Source organism: Pseudomonas sp. ICBG1301 (assembly GCF_016918385.1).
GTDB classification, from domain to species: Bacteria; Pseudomonadota; Gammaproteobacteria; order Pseudomonadales; family Pseudomonadaceae; genus Aquipseudomonas; species Aquipseudomonas palleroniana.
Genome location: NZ_JAEKGB010000016.1, coordinates 40,259 through 59,356 on the forward strand (window position 1 = coordinate 40,259; position 19,098 = coordinate 59,356).

A 19,098-nucleotide genomic window follows, 5' to 3' on the forward strand; every position below is an offset into this window, starting at 1 on the left:
AACTGATTCAGCGATTCTCGCGGCTTTTTGCCCGCCCAACCTGCAAGGAAGCTGTCCGTGTTTGCCAACCTGTTGATCATTCTGGCCTCATCTCTGGTGGTGATTGCGCTATTTCGCCGCCTGCAATTGCCTCCCGTGCTGGGCTATCTGTGCGTCGGCCTGGCCGTAGGCCCCACTGCGCTGGATTGGGTGAATGACAGCGAAGAACTGCCGGACCTCGCCGAACTCGGCGTGGTATTCCTCTTGTTCTCCCTGGGCCTGGAGTTTTCCCTGAGCAAAATGCTCGCCCTGCGGCGGGTGGTGTTTGGCCTGGGCAGCCTGCAGGTGCTGGGGTGCGGCGTGCTGCTGGGTGGTTTGTTGATGGGCTTGGGCCTGTCGCCCGGTGTGGCGCTGCTATTGGGCGCTGGGCTGGCGTTGTCCTCCACCGCTATCGTCAGCAAGGAACTGGGCAGCCTCGGGGAAATCTTCAGCAGCCATGGCCAGAATGCGATTGGCGTGCTGCTGTTTCAGGATGTGGTCGCCGTGTTGCTGCTGACGCTGGTGCCGGTGTTTGCCGGCAGCAGCACCCAAGCGTGGTACTGGGCGCTGCCACTGACACTGGGCAAAACCGTGGTGCTGTTCATCGGCCTGCTAGGGGCCAGTCGCTGGCTATTACCGCGCTTGTTCCATGAAGTCGCTGCGTCCCATTCGGCGGAGTTGTTTGTGTTGCTGGCGCTGGTGATCGTCCTGTTGACCGCCTGGCTGACGCACCTGCTCGGACTCTCGCCGGCCCTCGGTGCATTCCTGGCCGGCATGCTGCTGGGTGAAAGCCATTACCGGCATCAGATCGAAGCGGATATCCGCCCGTTTCGCGACATTCTACTGGGCTTGTTTTTCGTCAGCATCGGCATGCTCATCGACCTGCAACTGTTCGTCAGCCATAGCCTGCTGATCCTTGGCCTGGCCCTCACCCTGATGCTGGTCAAGGGTTGTGTGGTGGCGGGACTGGTCAAGTGGCGTGGCAGCGACACCGAAACCGCCTGGCGCAGCGGCCTGGCCCTGGCCCAGGGTGGCGAATTCTGTTTTGCGCTGATGGCGCAGATGCAACAAAGCCGGCTGATTCCCGATGAGTTCAATGGCCTGCTCCTCGCCGCCACGTTCTGCTCGATGCTATTTACCCCACTGCTGCTGCGCGCCGCGCCGTCGATCGCCCAGCGCCTGCACCGCAAGCCCAACCTGCAAGTGCAATTGGAGCAAATCACTGCGCTCAACGCCCAGTTACGCGGCCATGCGGTGATTTGCGGATATGGCCGGGTCGGGCAATCCATCGGTCGTTTTCTGCGCCGCGAACAGCAGGCGTTTATCGCACTGGATGACGACCCGGAACGGGTGCAGGAAGCCGCCACTGAAGACAGCAGCGTGCACTACGGTGACTGTCGCCGTGGCGCGTTGCTGAGTGCGGTCGGGCTGGAACGGGCGCGCTTGGTGGTGATCGCGGTGGACGATACGGACGTCGCACTGGTGGTGCTCAAGGAAGCGCGGCGGATCAACCCTGAAGTGCCGATCCTGGTGCGTACCCGCGATGACAGCCAACTGGCCGAACTGAAAGCTGCGGGCGCCAGCGAAGTGGTGCCCGAACTGCTGGAGTCCAGCCTGATGCTCGCCTCCCACGCCTTGATCCTGTTGGGCCTGCCGGACCAACAGGTGCAGGCACGGGTGGATGAAGTGCGACATAACCGTTATCGCCTGCTGCACGGCTTCTACCCGCAGGCAGAACCGCCGATCAGTCCTGACTGACCGCGCCGATTTTGTGGATCGACAGGTCGGCGCCGTAATACTCCTCTTCCTGGCTCAGCCGCAGCCCATGCACGCGCTTGATCAGGCCATACACCAACAGGCCGCCGACCAACGCCACCGCGACACCCAGGGCCGTACCGATCAGTTGGCTGATCAGGCTGACACCGCCCAGGCCGCCGAGGGCCGTCTGCCCGAAGATACCGCAGGCGATACCGCCCCAGACGCCGCACAGGCCATGTAGCGGCCACACGCCCAGCACGTCGTCGATCTTCCAGCGATCCTGGGCCGCAATGAAGAACCACACAAACAACCCGCCGGCGACCGCACCGGTGATCAGCGCGCCCACCGGGTGCATCAGGTCGGAACCCGCGCACACCGCCACCAGCCCGGCCAGCGGGCCGTTATGCAGGAAGCCTGGGTCATTGCGCCCAATGATCAGGGCCGCGACCGTGCCACCGACCATTGCCATCAGCGAGTTGACGGCGACAAGGCCGCTGACGCCGTTGAGGGTTTGCGCACTCATCACGTTGAAGCCGAACCAGCCGACAATCAGAATCCACGAGCCCAACGCCAGAAACGGAATGCTCGACGGCGCAAAGGCGACCAGCCTTCCCTCCCTGTATCGCCCATTACGTGGCCCCAGCAGCAAAACTGCCGCCAGCGCCAACCACCCTCCCATGGCGTGTACCACCACGGACCCGGCGAAATCATGGAAGCTGGCCCCAAAGGTTGCCAGCAGCCAGGCCTGCACGCCGAAATTGCCGTTCCACACCATGCCTTCGAAAAACGGATAGATAAACGCCACGATCAAGGCGGTGGCACACAGCTGAGGTGCGAACTTCGCCCGCTCGGCAATACCGCCGGAAATGATCGCCGGGATCGCTGCGGCAAACGTCAGCAGAAAGAAGAACTTCACCAGGCCGTAGCCGTGATCGGCGCTGATCACCGCTGCCGGTTGCAGGAAGCTCACGCCGTAGGAGATCCAATAGCCTATAAAGAAATAGGCCAGGGTGGAGATGGCGAAGTCGCTGAGGATCTTCGACAGGGCATTGACCTGGTTTTTCTGGCGCACCGTCCCGACTTCAAGGAACGCGAAGCCGGCGTGCATGGCCAGGACCATGACCGCACCGATCAGGATAAACAGGGTGTTGGAGCTGTGGACTAAGGTGTCTACTGCGCTTTGCACATTTTCCATGGACGTTGGCAGGCCTGCATCAAAGGCAAAAAAGCACCAAACCGGTTCAGACCAGGGTTTCACGCACTAAATTGGCACCACCGGTCCCACCCCTCTATTGGAGGCGTGAACCGCTTTAGCGCAGTGATCAACACAACAGGCCGTAACCGACAGGGTTTTTCCGCGAGTTTCAATTATTTAGGGTAAGGTTTTTCAAGGCTTTAGGCCCGACCGCCCGGATTCAGCGCAGCCCGTTGGGCCTGCGCACCAAGGCAAAGCAAAAGCTGTACCACACAATTGCACTGAACCTTCACCGAACGCGGTGACTCGAAACCACACAGACCGATCAGCCAATCACGGAGATACCCATGGCCAGACGTACTACAAAGACTGCTCAAGAAATACTGATGGCGGATTTTCAAACCCTGGTCAGTGACACCGAAAAGTTGCTGGACGACACCGCCGTACTGGCCGGTGACCAGGCCGACGAGCTGCGTACCAAGATCCATGAGAGCCTGTTCAAGGCTCGCGAAACCCTGCAACTGACCGAAGACTCCCTGCGTGAGCGTGGCCAGGCAGCGGTTGCCGCCACCGAGGATTACGTACAGGCCAACCCTTGGCAGTCGGTCGGCATCGCCGCTGGTGTGGGCTTTCTGATCGGCCTGCTGGCCACAAGGCGCTAATCATGTCTATCGGCGAAACCGAGTCGTCCAAGGGCGCAAGCTCAACCTCTCGACGCCTGGGCGCGGCCGTTCTGGGCTTGCTGCACAGCCACGTCGAGCTGTTTGGCATCGAACTGCAGGAACAGAAGTCGCGCACCGTCAGCCTATTGCTGTTTGCCGGGCTCTCGCTGGTGTTTGCCTTGCTGTTATTGGTGGGGTTGTCGGCACTGGTGATGATTCTGGTATGGGACACCTACCGTATCACCGGGATCATCAGCCTCTGCGGGTTTTACATCCTGGCCGCGGCATTCTGCGGGTTGCGCTTGAAAGCGGCGATATTCGACGAGTCCACGCCCTTCCACGCGACCCTGGAAGAGCTGGCCAATGACCGGGAGCGCCTGCTGCCATGAGCCTGACTGAAATCCCGCCATCCACCTCACGCCGGGAAATGCGCAAGGCGTTGATTCGCCTGCGCATGGAAATGCACCGCCAGGAGATCCGCCACGAGTCGCAACAACTCATGGCGCCCCTGCACAAAATGCGCGACATGCGCCATAACTGGCAAGACAGCCTGGGGATCAAGCATGCGCCGCTATGGGGCGTTGCGGCAGTGACGCTGCTGGGCTTTTTTACCGGCAAAGGGGCCAAGGGCGGCAGTATCAGCAGTGTGACGCGCCTGGTGCGCTTGGGCGCCGGCTTGATCCCACTGATCAAGCTGGCCATGCAAGGCGCGCGCAAAGGCTGACCCCCACACGCTGCCTGTTGCCTCGACAGAACCGGCCTGGCCCTTATCAGAACAGGGCCGGGCCTTTTTTCGCCCGCGCATCTGCCGGTAGATTTTCGCTTGCCCAGGCCACGCCGAACCGGGAAGCTGGGCGCATCCTTCACCAACGGAGAGTACCCGCCTTGGATTGGCCTACCCTGCTGACTCGCGAACGCCTCGGAAAACCCCTGCACAGCCCGGAAGAACTGGGCCGTAGCCCATTTCACAAAGATCACGACCGCATTATCTTCTCGGGTGCTTTCCGGCGCCTGGGCCGCAAGACCCAAGTGCATCCGGTGTCGAGCAACGACCATATCCATACGCGCCTGACGCATTCCCTGGAAGTCAGTTGTGTTGGCCGCTCCCTCGGCATGCGCGTCGGCGAGACCCTGCGCAGCGCCCTGCCCGACTGGTGCGACCCGAGCGACCTGGGCATGGTGGTGCAATCGGCTTGCCTGGCCCATGACATCGGTAACCCACCCTTCGGGCATTCCGGTGAAGATGCCATTCGCCATTGGTTTCAGCAGGCTGCGGGCCGTGGCTGGCTGGATGGCATGAGCCCTGCCGAACGCAATGACTTCCTCAATTTCGAAGGCAACGCCCAGGGTTTTCGAGTGCTGACCCAACTGGAGTACCACCAGTTCGACGGTGGCACGCGGCTGACATACGCCACCTTGGGCACCTACCTGAAATATCCCTGGACCGCGCGTCACGCCGACTCCCTGGGCTACAAGAAACACAAGTTCGGCTGTTACCAGAGCGAACTGCCGATTCTGGAGCAGATCGCCCACAAACTCGGGTTGCCCCAACTGGAAGAACAACGCTGGGCGCGTCATCCGTTGGTTTACCTGATGGAAGCCGCGGACGACATCTGCTACGCGCTGATCGACCTGGAAGACGGGCTGGAGATGGAGCTGCTGGAATACGCCGAGGTCGAATCGCTGCTGCTCAACCTGGTCGGCGATGACCTGCCGCAGACGTATCGCCAATTGGGCCCGCTGGACTCGCGCCGGCGCAAATTGGCGATCTTGCGCGGCAAGGCGATCGAGCACCTGACCAACGCGGCGGCACAGGCATTTGTCGAACAGCAGGACGCCTTGCTGGCCGGCACCCTGCCCGGCGACCTGGTGGAGCATATGCATGGGCCTGCCAAGCGTTGTGTGCTGGATGCCAAAGACATGGCGCGCAAGAAAATTTTCCAGGACAAGCGCAAGACCCTGCATGAAATCGGCGCCTACACCACCCTGGAAATCCTGTTGAATGCGTTTTGCGGTGCCGCCCTGGAACAACATGGCGGGCGCACACCATCGTTCAAGAACCGACGCATTCTCGACTTGCTGGGCAATAGCGCACCGGACCCCGCCTGGCCGTTGCATGCCTCGTTCCTGCGCATGATCGACTTTATCGCCGGCATGACTGACAGCTACGCTACCGAAATGGCGCGAGAGATGACCGGCCGCTCCAGCCCCCAATAACCCTCGGATCCCGCAGCCTGTTCCCTGAACAGAATTAACCTACAAAGGGAACAGAGCGGCCTGATCGAATTCGTACAGGCACCCGAAGAATAATCACGCACGCTCCTCGCGGGCGTCGCAAACAATTCCTACATCCCACCGACGCTTGACCCACTGTGTGCTCTCTATGCCCAGACACTCTCTTCGTATTCTTGTGGTGGAAGATCATCCCTTTCAACTCCTGGCCACCCAATGCCTGCTCAGAAGCTTCGGTTTCGATCAACTCACACCCGTAGAAAACGCCGAACAGGCCATCCGCACAATGACCCAGTCCGAACGACCTTTCGACCTGATGCTGTGCGACCAATGCCTGCCTGACTTACCCGGCCTCGAGTTGATAGAAATAGCCAGCCGCGGCCGTTTTATCAGTGCTGCGATTCTGCTCAGCGGGTTACCTGCCACCGAATTGATCAACCTCGCTCTACAAGCTGCGCAGCGAAGCCTGCCACTGTGGGGATATTTACCCAAGCCGTTAAATAAAGAAGAACTTGAAAAGCTAATAACATCCAATCGATAAATGTAGGACATTAAACATCTCGGCTGATGAAAAGCGACTCTAAGCGCATCGTAAATTCCCGGCCACTTCCCGTCACCGCTTTCGCGCCCAAAACTCTGTCCGTTTCATTTCACAACTACCCTGTAGCTGGTAGGCATATGCCTTTTTTTATGTAGGACTTTTCTTGTTTTATGTCTAGGCCGTCGGCGTCGATCCTTCTCACTCATCTTCTGAGCTAATGTGCCCGCTTTATTTGCATCGGCGCGGAGCGTGACCATGAATACAGTTTTTATTATCGACGACCATCCGGTTATACGATTGGCCATTAGAATGTTACTTGAACATGAAGGTTACAAAGTCGTTGGCGAAACAGACAATGGCTGCGATGCCATCCAAATGGTCCGCGAATGCCTCCCGGATCTGGTTATTCTCGATATCAGCATCCCCAAACTTGATGGCCTCGAAGTACTCTGCCGATTCAACGCCATGAATACTTCGATGAAAACCCTGGTGCTCACGGCCCAGTGCCCTACCTTGTTTGCAACACGCTGCATGCGTTCGGGCGCTGAAGGCTATGTGTGCAAGGAAGGTGACCTCAGCGAGCTGCTGAGCGCGATCCGTGCAGTACTCTCCGGTTACAACTATTTCCCCAGCCAGGCACTGAATGGCAACGGCAGCGAAGGCGTTGAGGTGGAGGAGTTGGAATTATTCAAAACAGTCAACGACCGGGAGTTGATGGTATTACAACTTTTTGCACAAGGACGCACTAATAAAGAAATAGCCAAAGGCATGTTCCTGAGCAATAAAACCGTCAGCACTTATAAAAAGCGGCTCATGCAGAAGCTCAAAGCCAAATCCTTGGTAGAACTCATCGAGATGGCAAAACGAAACGCGCTAGTGTGAGAAAGCGGATGCCCAGCCGTATAAAGGACTATCTGATTGTATTATGTGCCGGCTTGTGCTTCAGCACCGTTGCGCTCGCACAATATCAACCCGACCCGGAACATTTCACCTTATTAAGTCGTGCAGGAAGCGTTCAACTGGACATTCAATTGGACAGAGCACAACGCCAGTGGCTACAGAACAAACGCGAGCTGGTACTGGGCACTTCCGCACCCGACTACCCGCCCTTCGACCTCACTTCCAGCGGCCATGACTATGAAGGCCTCACCGCCGATTATGCGGGGCTGCTGGCTAAGGCACTCGCCTTGCCGGTCAGGGTCGTGCGCTACCCTTCCCGCAAGGCATCCATTCAAGCCCTGGAGGCGGGTGACATTGATCTACTGGGCTCCTCCAACGGCTTTGAAGCCGCGAACCCAAAGCTGATCCTGTCCGCACCCTACGCCGTGGACCAGCCGGTGCTGGTCACCCGTGAGGGTGAAACCCGCAGCCTCAACGATGGCTTGGCGGGGCTGCGCCTGAGCCTTGTCTATCATTACCTGCCCCTGAGTGAAGTGGAAAAGCTGTACCCCAACGCGATCATTCGCGCCTATCCCTCTTATCAAAATGCCTTGAATGCGGTGGCCTTCGACCAGGCGGATGTGTTTCTGGGCGACACCATTTCCACCCATTACATGATCAACAAGGGCTATCTGAAAAATATCCACATGGCTAACTTCGGCAAACATGAGGCCTTTGGTTTCAGCTTTGCACTGCGCCAGGACCAACACATCCTGTTGAGCATTATCGACTCGGTACTGGCCGCCGTGCCTACCAACGAACGGGACAACATAGCCAAGCGCTGGAGTGCCGGTAGCGACATCCTGCTGACCGACAAAAAACTGCAACTGACCCAACGTGAAGAGCGCTGGCTGAAACAGCACCCCGTGGTAAAGGTCATCGTGAACGAAACCTTTGCACCGCTCACGTTCTTCGATGCGGACGGCAACTTCCGCGGCATCACTGCCGACCTCCTGGAGTTGATTCGCCTGCGCACCGGCCTGCGTTTCGTGATCCAGAACGGCCGCGACGTCAACGACATGATCGAGCAGGTCGCCACCGGCAAAGTGGATATGATCGGCGCCATCGTTCCGAGCAACGAAAGGGAAGCGCAGCTCAACTTCAGTCGGCCCTACCTGGAAAACTCCTACGTATTGCTGACACGCAAGGAGCCCGGTGCTCCGTTGAGCCTGGAGCAGATGGCCGGAAAACGCCTGGCCATCACCCAAGGCAACCCACTGGCCGGCACCTTGGGCAAGGACTTCCCACAGATTCACCTGGTGGAGACCAGCGACACGTTCAAGGCTTCGGAACTGCTTGCACAAGGCCATGTGGACGGCGCCGTGAACTCGCTGGTCATCGCCAACTACTTCCTCTCCTCGCAGGTCTTCCAGGACAAACTGCAGATCAGCAGCACTATCGGGACGGTCCCCGCCACGTTTGCCCTGGCCACATCACGCCATGCGACCGAACTGAGTTCGATCCTCGACAAGGCACTGCTCAGTATCGCCCCGGATGAAATGGGTGTGATCAACAGCCGCTGGCGTGGCTATACCGCCGCGTCCGACAGCTATTGGCGCAACTACCACCAATTGATTGCCCGGATCGTTATCGGCACCGGGCTGCTGCTGTTGATCTCCTTGACCTGGAACGCCTATATGCGTCGCCAGATCAAACATCGGCAAATGGCCGAGCGCGCCCTCAACGACCAGTTCGAGTTCATGCGTGCGTTGGTCAATGAAACCCCACACCCGATCTACGTACGTGATCGCAACGGTTTGTTGCAGACCTGCAACGACAGTTACCTGCAGGTGTTCGATGTCAAACGCGAAGACGTCATCGGCAAAAGCGCGGTCCAGATGAGCATGGCCCTTGAGTCGGAGGCGGCGCAGTATCACGCCGATTATCAACGCGTCGTGGCCGAAGGTAACCCGCTGATCCTGGACCGCACCCTGCACATCCACGACAAGAAACTGACCATCTACCACTGGATCCTGCCGTACCGCGATTCCACCGGCGAAGTCCAAGGCATCATCGGTGGCTGGATCGACATCAGTGAAAGGCGCCAACTGTTTGATGAGTTGCGCGCTGCCAAGGAGCGCGCCGACGAAGCCAACCGTGCCAAAAGTACGTTCCTTGCCACCATGAGCCATGAGATCCGCACACCGATGAATGCCGTGATCGGTATGCTCGAACTGACACTCAAGCGCGCCGATCAAGGACATCTTGATCGACCGGCCATTGAAGTGGCCTACAACTCGGCCAAGGACCTGCTGGAACTGATCGGCGATATTCTGGACATCGCACGCATTGAATCCGGGCGTCTGAGCCTCGCCCCGGAACGCGTCAACCTGCGGGAAGTAATCGAGTCCGTCGTACGCGTATTCGATGGGCTTGCGCGCCAGAAAACCCTCAGCCTGTTGCTGGAGTTCAAACCCGACCTTAACGATATCGAGGTTCAGATTGACCCGCTGCGCTTCAAGCAAGTGCTGTCCAACCTGGTGAGCAATGCGATCAAGTTTACCGAGCGTGGGCAGGTGAAGATCAAAGTCGAGGTGCTGCCGACTCAAGCACCGGAACAGATCGAGCTCAAACTGGTGGTGGAAGACACCGGCATCGGGATCAGCAGGGACGACCAGTTGCGTTTGTTCGAACCCTTCGCCCAAGCGGACAACTCCGGGCACCTGGCCAGGAGCGGCGCAGGGCTGGGGCTGGTGATCTGTCGCAGCTTGTGCGCGATGATGGGCGGCCAGCTAAGCCTGAGCAGCGTGCCCATGGTCGGCACCCAGGTGCACGTCAACCTGAAGATGCCGCGTCTGCACACGCAGAACCAGGTCGGTGAACTGGTACCGGTGGCGGCCGCCCCGACCCCGGTGCTCAATGTGCTGGTGGTGGACGACCACCCGGCCAATCGCTTGCTGATGTGTCAGCAGCTGGGCTACCTGGGCCACCAGTTCACCGCCGCCGAGCACGGTGCGGCCGGTTTCCAGGCATGGCGCCAGGAACATTTCGACCTGGTGATCGCCGACTGCAACATGCCCATCATGAACGGCTACGAGTTGAGCCGCTCGATCCGTGAATACGAGCAACGCGAACAACGGCCGCCCTGCGTGGTATTGGGCTTTACCGCCAATGCACAACCCGAGGAACGGCAACGGTGCGTGCAGGCCGGTATGAACGACTGCCTGTTCAAACCCATCAGCCTTACGGTGTTGGAGCGACAACTGGCACACATCGCCCCACAACCGGCGACCCCGTGCCTGGACCTGGCGTGCCTGGAGGCCCTGACCGGCGGCGATACGCAATTGAGTCGGCGCTTGCTGGAGGAACTGCTAAATAGCAGCCGGCACGACCGCCAGGAACTCATGGGCATGCTGGCTCGACAAGCCCCGCACCAGGACATCATCGAGCAAGCCCACAAAATCAAAGGAGCCGCCCGCATCGTCCAAGCCCACTCATTGGCGGGGCAATGCGAAACACTGGAACAAGCCTGCTCTCGCAGCGAAGATCGTCCCGTGATCGACGCCGGCATCAAAGCCCTGGAAAAGCTGATGCTGGAATTGGAAAGAATGCTGCAAACGCAACTGCATGACCTGGATCGCCAATAAGAGGCAGGGGTCAGTCAAGCTGTAGGAGCGAGCTTGCTCGCGAAAAAACGTCAACGATAACGCGTTCTTCCTGGATCAACGCGGCGCCTGTGAGTTTTTCGCGAGCAAGCTCGTTCCTACACAAAGCCTTACCCTGGCATCTTTGTTCAGCAATCCGTCAAACGCAGGAAAATCGCTGCCAGCTGTTCAATCCCGACCTGGTCCTCGGGGGTAAAGCGCGCCAGCGAGGGGCTGTCGAGGTCGAGGACACCAATCAACCGGTCGTCCTTGACCAACGGCACCACCAACTCGCTGTTGGAAGCGCTATCGCACGCAATGTGCCCAGGGAACGCGTGCACATCCTCCACCCGCTGGGTTTGCCGCGAAGCCGCAGCCGCACCACACACGCCACGGCCGAACGGAATCCGCACACAGGCGATCTGCCCCTGAAATGGTCCGAGCACCAGCTCTTCGTTACGGTTGAGGTAGAAACCCGCCCAGTTCAGATCATCCAGCTGGTTGAACAGGAACGCGGAAAACTGCGCACTGTTGGCGATGAAATCACGCTCATCCGCCAACAGCGACTCCAACTGCGCGCAAAGCATGGCGTAGCCATCAAGGCCGGTACCGGCCTGTTGTAAATCGATCATGGTTGACGTTCCAGCAATTTGAGACCCACCCAATAACGGGCGAATTGATAAGCACACCGGCCGTTGCGGTTGCCGCGACCGGTAGCCCAGCGCACGGCGAGGATATCGAGGGCCTCATCGCGTTGCCACTGTAAACCGGCTTTATTGGCCAGCTCACCGATCCAGTGCTCCACCACATCCAGAAAGTGCTCCTGGGTAAAGGGGTAAAACGACAGCCACAAGCCAAAACGGTCAGACAAGGCAATCTTGTCCTCGACCGCCTCGCTGGGGTGCAACTCACCGTCTACGCGTTTCCAGTTGTCGTTATCACTCTGGTTTTCCGGCACCAGATGGCGGCGGTTCGACGTGGCATACAGCAACACATTGTCCGGTGCCTGCTCCAGCGAACCGTCAAGTACGCTTTTGAGCACACGGTAATCACTTTCACCGGCTTCGAACGACAGGTCATCGCAGAACAGAATGAAGCGTTGCGGCAGCTTGAGCAGTTGCTCGACCACACGTGGCAGGTCGGCCAGGTGATCGCGCTCGATTTCGATCAGGCGCAAACCCGCCTTGGCATGCTGGGCCAGCAGCGCGCGCACCATGGACGACTTGCCGGTGCCACGCGAACCCCAGAGCAACGCATGGTTGGCGGGCAGGCCCTCGATAAATTGCTGGGTGTTGCGGGCCAGTTGCTCACGCTGCCGGTCAACGCCGATCAGATCGGACAGGCGCATATCCAGGCTGACGTCCAGCGGCAACAGGAAGCCGCTGCGGCCTTCGCGCTGCCAGCGGGCCGCCAGGCACTGGTTCCAGTCAATAGCTTGGCGTGGGGCGGGCAACAAGGGTTCCAGGCGTGCGAGCACCGCATCGGCCCGCTCTAGAAAGGCATTCAATCGAGAATCCACGATTATTCCTCTGGAAAGTTCCTGCAAAAGATGGCGTATTGGCAACCCTGCGGCAGACCGCACGAGGCTGCGTAAAAAACGATTTATGCCGGGTAAGCCAGAGCCTGTGGATGTTCAGCTATGCTTGCCGGGCGAAGGGAAACGTGAAGTGGTTCAACACTCGATGGATATCAAGTTCGCCCACCGCTTGTCTTATAAACAAGCCAGATTGACTGTGCTGGTCGGTTTCGTCTTGGGAACCCTGCTCAGTCTGATCCAAATCGGTATTGATTATGCCAGCGAAGACGCATCCATCAACCGTGAAATACGTTCGCTGATCGAAATCAGCCATAACCCCGCGTCACGTATTGCCTACAACATCGATGCCGAACTCGCCCAGGAGTTGACCCTGGGCCTGCTGCAGTCCCCTGCCATCACTCATGCGCAATTGATCGACAACAATGGCGTGGTCCTGGCAGACGTGGTGCGTGCGCCCAAGGAAAGCAGCTACCGGCCCCTCAGTGATTTTCTGTTCGGCGCCAACCGTCAGTTTGAAGACCGCTTGTTCCTCAGCCATATGCCCAATGATTCGCTTGGGGTGCTGCGGCTGGACGTCGACACCTACGCCTTCGGCAGCCGTTTCCTGCATCGCGCCGAAATCACCCTGCTCAACGGATTTGCCCGCAGCCTGCTGCTGACCGGAATACTGCTGGCGTTGTTCTACGTCATGTTGACCCAGCCGCTGGTGCGCATTATCCGTGCCTTGAGCACCAGTAAGCAGACCCATCTGGACTGCCCGCCGGGGCACGAAAACGACGAAATCGGCGTGCTGGTCAACGTCGCCAACCAGCAGTTCGAAAACATGCAGACCGAAATCCAGCAGCGCCGCCACGCTGAAGACCGGCTGACTGAATACCTCGGACAGCTGGAAGATATTGTCTCGGCGCGCACCCTCGAACTCAAAGCCAGTAACCAGCGCCTGATTCAATCCAATGATGAGCTGGAAGCGGCAAAAATGACCGCCCTCGGCATGGCCCAGGCAAGGGCGGCATTCCTGGCCAACATGAGCCACGAAATCCGCACGCCGCTGAACGGCCTGCTGGGGATGATCGCACTGTCACTGGACAGCCCATTGAACGCCGAACAGCGCCAGCAACTGTCCATTGCCCATGACTCGGGCAAAGTGCTGGTGGAATTGCTCAACGATATCCTCGACCTGTCCAAGTTCGACGCCGGTCAGCTGGAGCTTGAGCACATCCCGTTCGACCTCGGCTCACTGGTGGAAGACACCGCAAACCTGCTGTCGCAGAACGCAGCTCCCAGTGTCGAACTGACGTGCCTGATCGACCCACAGTTTCCCGCCCAGGTCATTGGCGACCCAACCCGTGTACGCCAAATCGTCAGCAACCTGCTCTCCAACGCGTTGAAATTCACCCGCTTCGGCCGGGTCGATGTACGCCTGCGCGCTCAAGCCGACCGGGTCAGCATCGAAGTGTGCGACACGGGCATCGGCATCGCCCAGGAAGCGCAGGCGAAGATCTTCCAGCCGTTCACTCAGGCCGGTGCCGGTATCACCCGTCAGTTCGGCGGCACTGGCCTGGGCCTGGCGCTGACCTACAACTTGTGCGAAGCGATGAAGGGCCGGCTGACGATCAGTTCGGAGGTCGGGTTTGGCAGCCAGTTCTGCGCCGATCTGCCGTTGCCTACGCATTTGCCGGCCGCCCCGGTTGCCCCGCTGACGGGCGAAGTCATTGCCATCACCAACGCGGGCAGCGGCCTGACGGAACTGCTCACCACCCTGCTCACCCATTGGGGGCTGACACCGCGCTGCTATTCCCAGGACGATGACTTGAGGGGGCAAACGCCGGACCTGCTGATCACGGATTGCCCCGAGTGCCTGTTCCGCCTGCGCCCGGCGATCAGCGCACCGATTCTGGTGGTGACCGCCTATGGCAACTTCATGCCCAGTGAAGAAGTGGCGGCCCTTGCGCCATTGCAGCAACAGGCACGCCCGTTGAGCCGCAACGCGTTGTACCAGATCTTGCAACGTAACCTGCACAGCGACTCGCCGTTGATCCTCGACCCGGTGCAGATAGAAGCCGCCCCCCTTGCCCACCGCGCGTACATCCTGCTGGTGGAGGACAATCCGGTCAATCAACTGGTAGCCAAGGGCATGCTCAACAAATTGGGGTGCAAGGTCATCGTCGCCGCCCATGGTGGCGAAGCGCTCAAGCTGCTTGAAGACCAGCGCTTCGACATGGTGCTGATGGACTGCAACATGCCGGTGATGGACGGCTACGAGGCGAGTCGGCAAATTCGTCGCAGCGGGCGTTGGCCGGACCTGCCCATCGTCGCGTTGACGGCCAACGCGATGTCTGAAGAACGCGAGCGTTGCCGGGCGGCGGGGATGAATGATTATCTGGCCAAGCCGTTTCGCCGTGAAGAACTCAATGCGTTGCTGGACCTCTGGGTGCCTAAGACGACAACCCTTTGACCTGCGCCAGCAACTGGTCCAGGCCATTGCGCAGGGCGTCAGCCTGATTCAGGTCGATGCCACTGTCGCACAGTAACCGGGTCTTCAAACCCTGAGTCCGGTCGCGCAATTGCACGCCGGCCTCGCTCAGGCTCAGGTGCACTTCGCGCTCATCCTTGGCGCTGCGCTGACGCCTCACCAGTGCAAGCTGCTCAAGCCGCTTGAGCAACGGCGTCAACGTGCCCGAATCCAACATCAGCCGTTCCCCTAACGCCTTGACCGTGGGTTGCGCCGGTGCCGCGTCGTGCCATTCCCACAACACCAGCATCACCACGTATTGCGGATAGGTCAGGCCCAACTGATCCAGCATCGGCTTATAGGCCCGGGTGACCGCGCGCGAGGCGGCGTAGAGCTTGAAACACAACTGGTTGTCCAGGGCGAGGGATACGCCAGGCAGATCGGTCATTTGAGCAGCGCTTCGATCTCTTGGGTCAGGTCCTCAGGCTTGGTGGTCGGGGCAAAACGCTTGACCACCTGACCGTTGCGACCGACGAGGAACTTGGTGAAGTTCCACTTGATGCCCTTGGAACCCAGCAGCCCCGGCGCCTGTTTTTTCAACTGAACAAACAAAGGGTGAGCATCGCTGCCATTGACGTCGATCTTCTTGAACAGCGGGAAACTGACGCCGAAGTTCAGCTCGCAGAACTCGGAGATTGCCCCTTCATTGCCAGGCTCCTGCTTGCCGAACTGGTTGCAGGGAAAACCCAGCACCACCAGACCCTGGTCCTTGTACTGCTGCCAGAGTTGCTCCAACCCTTTGTACTGCGGCGTGAAACCGCATTTGCTGGCGGTATTGACCACCAGGATGGCTTTGCCGGCGAAATCGGCCAAGGTCTTTTGCTCACCCTTGATGGTGGTGCAAGGGATACTCAGCAGGTTGTCGCTCATGGCAGTGCCTCGGATAAAGGGAAGAAGCAAAAAGATAGTGGGTAATTAAATTGCGTGCAATTGAATTACCGGGATTGATGGCGCGTTATCAGCCTCGACTCAGGCCAAATGTGGGAGCGGGCTTGCTCGCGAAAGCGGTCTATCAGCTGACATATCTACTGACTGACACGCCGTATTCGCGAGCATGCCCGCACACAATTGAAGGTCGTTGCCGGTCTAACGCGGTACCAGGTCCAGGCACACCGAATTGATGCAGTAACGCAGGCCGGTCGGCGGTGGGCCGTCCGGGAACACATGGCCCAGATGGGCATCACACTTGGCACAGGTGACTTCGGTACGGATCATGCCGTGGCTGACATCGCGGATCTCGATCATCGCGCTGTCGGCAATCGGCGCGTAGAAACTCGGCCAGCCGCATCCCGAATCAAATTTCGTGGTGGAGTCGAACAGCGGCTCATTGCAGCAGACGCAGTGGTACACGCCGTCGGTCTTGGTGCCATTGTATTTGCCGCTGAAAGGTCGCTCGGTGCCCTTGAGACGGCACACGTTGTACTGCTCTGGATCGAGCATCGCCTTCCATTCATCAACGGTTTTCTGCAACTTTTCCATCGGTACACCTCGGCAACTGAAAAACCCTGATCTGTGTCTTTTCCATGGATCAGGCGGCACGTATGATTGCGCCTCTTCAAAACGCCAGTCTGGCACCCACGCTACCGGCATTCAAACGTATTTATCGGATTCACAGTACGGTAGTGTCCACACCGTCTGGATCGTTCATTTTCAGGATCACATCGCCATGCAGGTCAGCAAATCGAACAAGCTCGCCAACGTCTGCTACGACATTCGCGGCCCGGTGCTCAAGCACGCCAAGCGCCTGGAAGAGGAAGGCCATCGCATCCTCAAGCTGAACATCGGCAACCCGGCGCCCTTTGGTTTCGAAGCGCCGGACGAAATTCTCCAGGATGTGATCCGCAACCTGCCGACCGCCCAGGGCTACAGTGACTCCAAGGGCCTGTTCAGCGCACGTAAAGCCGTGATGCAGTACTACCAGCAGAAGCAGGTCGAAGGTGTCGGCATCGAAGACATCTACCTGGGCAATGGGGTGTCCGAGCTGATCGTGATGTCCATGCAGGCCCTGCTCAACAATGGCGACGAAGTCCTGGTGCCGGCTCCGGATTATCCGCTGTGGACAGCCGCCGTAACCCTCGCCGGCGGCCACCCGGTGCACTATCTGTGTGACGAAGGCGCCGACTGGTTCCCGGACTTGGCCGACATCAAGGCCAAGATCACCCCGAACACCAAGGCTCTGGTGATCATCAACCCGAACAACCCCACCGGTGCCGTGTACTCCAGGGAAGTGCTGCTGGGCATGCTTGAACTGGCGCGCCAACACAACCTGGTGGTGTTCTCCGACGAGATCTACGACAAGATCCTCTACGACGACGCCGTGCACGTGTGCACCGCCTCCCTGGCACCGGACCTGTTGTGCCTGACCTTCAACGGTTTGTCCAAGTCCTACCGCGTCGCCGGTTTCCGCTCCGGCTGGATCGCCATCTCGGGCCCCAAGCACAACGCCCAGAGCTACATCGAAGGCATCGACATGCTGGCCAACATGCGCCTGTGTGCCAACGTGCCGAGCCAGCACGCGATCCAGACCGCCCTTGGCGGGTATCAGAGCATCAATGACCTCGTGCTGCCCCAGGGCCGCCTGCTGGAGCAACGCAACCGTACCTGGGAGCTGCTCAACGCGATTCCTGGCGTCAGTTGCGTGAAACCCATGGGAGCGTTGTATGCCTTCCCGAGGATCGACCCGAAAGTGTGCCCGATCCTCAACGACGAGAAGTTCGTGCTCGACCTGTTGCTGTCGGAAAAGCTGCTGGTGGTCCAGGGCACCGCGTTCAACTGGCCATGGCCGGATCACTTCCGGGTAGTGACCCTGCCGCGCGTGGATGACCTGGACATGGCCATTGGTCGCATCGGCAACTTCCTCAAGTCCTATCGCCAGTAATGGATCTATCGCTGTACGGCCCTCATTCGGTCGTACAGCGAGCATCTGGCAACACTTCTCTGCCCTGCTTCTCCGTCCTCCCTGTGGTTGCCCCCACTAATCGGCAAGCCCCCTATAATTACGGGACGGCAGGGTAAAAGTGGGGTGATGGAGGCAAGTTTGGTGGGTCAGAAAATCCTTTCAAGGCTCTACGTTCAGGCTGTAGGACACAGTTTGAAATAGTCGCTCGGTTGAATCACCCCATCCCGCACCTTATATACCCCGCAGTACGCGACATATTAAGCCTGAGGAGAACTCTACAACCATGATGCGCATCCTGCTGTTTTTGGCCACTAACCTGGCGGTCGTGCTGATTGCCAGCATCACCCTGAGCCTGTTCGGCTTCAACGGGTTCATGGCGGCCAACGGGGTTGACCTGAACCTCAATCAGCTGCTGGTTTTCTGTGCGGTCTTTGGTTTCGCCGGCTCGCTGTTCTCGCTGTTCATCTCCAAGTGGATGGCGAAGATGAGCACCAGCACCCAGGTCATCACCCAGCCACGCACCCGACATGAGCAATGGTTGTTGCAGACCGTTGAGCAACTGTCCCGTGACGCCGGCATCAAGATGCCCGAGGTAGGCATTTTCCCGGCTTATGAGGCCAACGCATTCGCCACCGGCTGGAACAAGAACGACGCGCTCGTCGCGGTGAGCCAGGGCATGCTGGAACGCTTCTCGTACGACGAAGTGAAAGCGGTGCTGGCCCACGAGATCGGCCATGTGGCCAACGGTGACATGGTCACCCTGGCATTGGTACAAGGGGTGGTGAACACCTTCGTCATGTTCTTTGCGCGAATCATCGGCAACTTTGTCGACAAGGTGATCTTCAAGAACGAAGAAGGCCGCGGTATCGCCTATTACGTGGCGACCATCTTTGCCGAACTGGTACTGGGCTTCCTGGCCAGCGCAATCACCATGTGGTTCTCGCGCAAACGGGAATTCCGTGCAGACGAAGCCGGTGCCCGCCTGGCCGGCACCGGGGCAATGATCGCAGCGCTGCAACACCTGCGCTCCGAACAGGGCCTGCCGGTACACATGCCGGACAGCCTGACGGCATTCGGCATCAACGGCGGCATCAAACAGGGCATGGCTCGCCTGTTCATGAGCCACCCACCGTTGGAAGAGCGGATCGACGCATTGCGCCGTCGCGGCTGATTCCCGGTAACGCAAAAGGGGCGATTATATCGCCCCTTTTTTTTGACCGT

The 19,098-nt window shown here is 59.0% G+C and carries 17 protein-coding genes; 11 read left to right on the forward strand and 6 right to left on the reverse strand.

Annotation, left to right across the window (positions count from 1 at the left end):
• Positions 1-57 precede the first annotated feature (57 nt).
• Complete coding sequence (locus tag JBE38_RS26405) at positions 58-1,776, forward strand: cation:proton antiporter (protein ID WP_090366002.1); 1,719 nt, start codon at positions 58-60, stop codon at positions 1,774-1,776.
• Here the strand turns inward: JBE38_RS26405 and JBE38_RS26410 are convergent.
• A complete protein-coding gene (locus tag JBE38_RS26410; RefSeq protein WP_090366003.1) occupies positions 1,763-2,971 on the reverse strand; it encodes an ammonium transporter in 1,209 nt (402 codons plus the stop codon). The genes JBE38_RS26405 and JBE38_RS26410 overlap by 14 nt on opposite strands.
• A gap of 347 nt (positions 2,972-3,318) precedes the next feature.
• On the opposite strand from JBE38_RS26410, the gene JBE38_RS26415 reads away from it, so the two are divergent.
• From JBE38_RS26415 to JBE38_RS26445, 7 genes are all read left to right on the forward strand, one after another.
• Complete coding sequence (locus JBE38_RS26415) at positions 3,319-3,633, forward strand: DUF883 family protein (RefSeq protein WP_205345486.1); 315 nt, start codon at positions 3,319-3,321, stop codon at positions 3,631-3,633.
• 2 nt (positions 3,634-3,635) lie between these two features.
• On the forward strand, positions 3,636-4,022 hold the full coding sequence (locus tag JBE38_RS26420; protein WP_060753283.1) for a phage holin family protein: 387 nt from the start codon (positions 3,636-3,638) through the stop codon (positions 4,020-4,022).
• Entirely contained in the window at positions 4,019-4,357 is a 339-nt protein-coding gene (locus tag JBE38_RS26425) for a hypothetical protein (RefSeq protein ID WP_060753282.1), read from the forward strand. The genes JBE38_RS26420 and JBE38_RS26425 overlap by 4 nt, the downstream gene beginning before the upstream one ends.
• A gap of 161 nt (positions 4,358-4,518) precedes the next feature.
• On the forward strand, positions 4,519-5,850 hold the full coding sequence (locus JBE38_RS26430) for a deoxyguanosinetriphosphate triphosphohydrolase (RefSeq protein WP_060753281.1): 1,332 nt from the start codon (positions 4,519-4,521) through the stop codon (positions 5,848-5,850).
• Positions 5,851-6,016: 166 nt separating this feature from the next.
• Positions 6,017-6,406, forward strand: a complete 390-nt coding sequence (locus tag JBE38_RS26435; RefSeq protein ID WP_060753280.1) for a response regulator — start codon at positions 6,017-6,019, stop codon at positions 6,404-6,406.
• A 255-nt stretch (positions 6,407-6,661) separates the two neighbouring features.
• On the forward strand, positions 6,662-7,288 hold the full coding sequence (locus tag JBE38_RS26440; protein ID WP_060753279.1) for a response regulator transcription factor: 627 nt from the start codon (positions 6,662-6,664) through the stop codon (positions 7,286-7,288).
• Positions 7,289-7,296: 8 nt separating this feature from the next.
• Positions 7,297-10,932, forward strand: coding sequence for a transporter substrate-binding domain-containing protein (locus JBE38_RS26445; protein WP_205345487.1), 3,636 nt, complete (start codon positions 7,297-7,299; stop codon positions 10,930-10,932).
• 146 nt (positions 10,933-11,078) lie between these two features.
• On the opposite strand, the gene JBE38_RS26450 is transcribed toward JBE38_RS26445, so the two are convergent.
• Together JBE38_RS26450 and JBE38_RS26455 are read right to left on the reverse strand one after the other, a co-directional pair.
• The gene (locus JBE38_RS26450) at positions 11,079-11,561 is read right to left on the reverse strand and encodes a GAF domain-containing protein (protein ID WP_205345488.1); all 483 of its coding nucleotides are present in this window, start codon (positions 11,559-11,561) and stop codon (positions 11,079-11,081) included.
• Positions 11,558-12,448: an ATP-binding protein gene (locus JBE38_RS26455; protein WP_090366008.1), complete on the reverse strand. Its 891-nt coding sequence runs from the start codon at positions 12,446-12,448 to the stop codon at positions 11,558-11,560. Before JBE38_RS26455 ends, JBE38_RS26450 begins: the two co-directional genes overlap by 4 nt.
• Before the next feature lie 163 nt (positions 12,449-12,611).
• Here JBE38_RS26455 and JBE38_RS26460 point away from each other — a divergent pair, with 163 nt between their 5' ends.
• On the forward strand, positions 12,612-14,921 hold the full coding sequence (locus JBE38_RS26460; RefSeq protein WP_205345506.1) for a response regulator: 2,310 nt from the start codon (positions 12,612-12,614) through the stop codon (positions 14,919-14,921).
• Here the strand turns inward: JBE38_RS26460 and JBE38_RS26465 are convergent.
• The 3 genes from JBE38_RS26465 to msrB all read right to left on the reverse strand — a co-directional run bounded on the left by JBE38_RS26465 (position 14,902) and on the right by msrB (position 16,457).
• On the reverse strand, positions 14,902-15,366 hold the full coding sequence (locus JBE38_RS26465) for a MarR family winged helix-turn-helix transcriptional regulator (RefSeq protein WP_090366009.1): 465 nt from the start codon (positions 15,364-15,366) through the stop codon (positions 14,902-14,904). The genes JBE38_RS26460 and JBE38_RS26465 overlap by 20 nt on opposite strands.
• Entirely contained in the window at positions 15,363-15,848 is a 486-nt protein-coding gene (locus JBE38_RS26470) for a glutathione peroxidase (protein ID WP_090366011.1), read from the reverse strand. Before JBE38_RS26470 ends, JBE38_RS26465 begins: the two co-directional genes overlap by 4 nt.
• Before the next feature lie 216 nt (positions 15,849-16,064).
• Entirely contained in the window at positions 16,065-16,457 is a 393-nt protein-coding gene (gene msrB / locus JBE38_RS26475; RefSeq protein ID WP_060753272.1) for a peptide-methionine (R)-S-oxide reductase MsrB, read from the reverse strand.
• A gap of 187 nt (positions 16,458-16,644) precedes the next feature.
• On the opposite strand from msrB, the gene JBE38_RS26480 reads away from it, so the two are divergent.
• Complete coding sequence (locus JBE38_RS26480; protein WP_025857865.1) at positions 16,645-17,856, forward strand: pyridoxal phosphate-dependent aminotransferase; 1,212 nt, start codon at positions 16,645-16,647, stop codon at positions 17,854-17,856.
• Between the two features lie 304 nt (positions 17,857-18,160).
• A complete protein-coding gene (htpX, locus tag JBE38_RS26485; RefSeq protein ID WP_060753271.1) occupies positions 18,161-19,048 on the forward strand; it encodes a protease HtpX in 888 nt (295 codons plus the stop codon).
• Positions 19,049-19,098: the final 50 nt, after the last annotated feature.

What these genes read in the sequence shown, in the direction of transcription:
- JBE38_RS26480 (WP_025857865.1), top strand. Translation starts at nt 16,645, where the DNA reads ATGCAGGTCAGCAAATCGAACAAGCTCGCCAACGTCTGCTACGACATT.
- JBE38_RS26450 (WP_205345488.1), bottom strand. Translation starts at nt 11,561, where the DNA reads ATGATCGATTTACAACAGGCCGGTACCGGCCTTGATGGCTACGCCATG.
- JBE38_RS26410 (WP_090366003.1), bottom strand. Translation starts at nt 2,971, where the DNA reads ATGGAAAATGTGCAAAGCGCAGTAGACACCTTAGTCCACAGCTCCAAC.
- JBE38_RS26415 (WP_205345486.1), top strand. Translation starts at nt 3,319, where the DNA reads ATGGCCAGACGTACTACAAAGACTGCTCAAGAAATACTGATGGCGGAT.
- msrB (WP_060753272.1), bottom strand. Translation starts at nt 16,457, where the DNA reads ATGGAAAAGTTGCAGAAAACCGTTGATGAATGGAAGGCGATGCTCGAT.
- JBE38_RS26460 (WP_205345506.1), top strand. Translation starts at nt 12,612, where the DNA reads ATGGATATCAAGTTCGCCCACCGCTTGTCTTATAAACAAGCCAGATTG.
- JBE38_RS26425 (WP_060753282.1), top strand. Translation starts at nt 4,019, where the DNA reads ATGAGCCTGACTGAAATCCCGCCATCCACCTCACGCCGGGAAATGCGC.
- JBE38_RS26445 (WP_205345487.1), top strand. Translation starts at nt 7,297, where the DNA reads ATGCCCAGCCGTATAAAGGACTATCTGATTGTATTATGTGCCGGCTTG.
- JBE38_RS26465 (WP_090366009.1), bottom strand. Translation starts at nt 15,366, where the DNA reads ATGACCGATCTGCCTGGCGTATCCCTCGCCCTGGACAACCAGTTGTGT.
- JBE38_RS26440 (WP_060753279.1), top strand. Translation starts at nt 6,662, where the DNA reads ATGAATACAGTTTTTATTATCGACGACCATCCGGTTATACGATTGGCC.
- htpX (WP_060753271.1), top strand. Translation starts at nt 18,161, where the DNA reads ATGATGCGCATCCTGCTGTTTTTGGCCACTAACCTGGCGGTCGTGCTG.
- JBE38_RS26435 (WP_060753280.1), top strand. Translation starts at nt 6,017, where the DNA reads ATGCCCAGACACTCTCTTCGTATTCTTGTGGTGGAAGATCATCCCTTT.
- JBE38_RS26420 (WP_060753283.1), top strand. Translation starts at nt 3,636, where the DNA reads ATGTCTATCGGCGAAACCGAGTCGTCCAAGGGCGCAAGCTCAACCTCT.
- JBE38_RS26470 (WP_090366011.1), bottom strand. Translation starts at nt 15,848, where the DNA reads ATGAGCGACAACCTGCTGAGTATCCCTTGCACCACCATCAAGGGTGAG.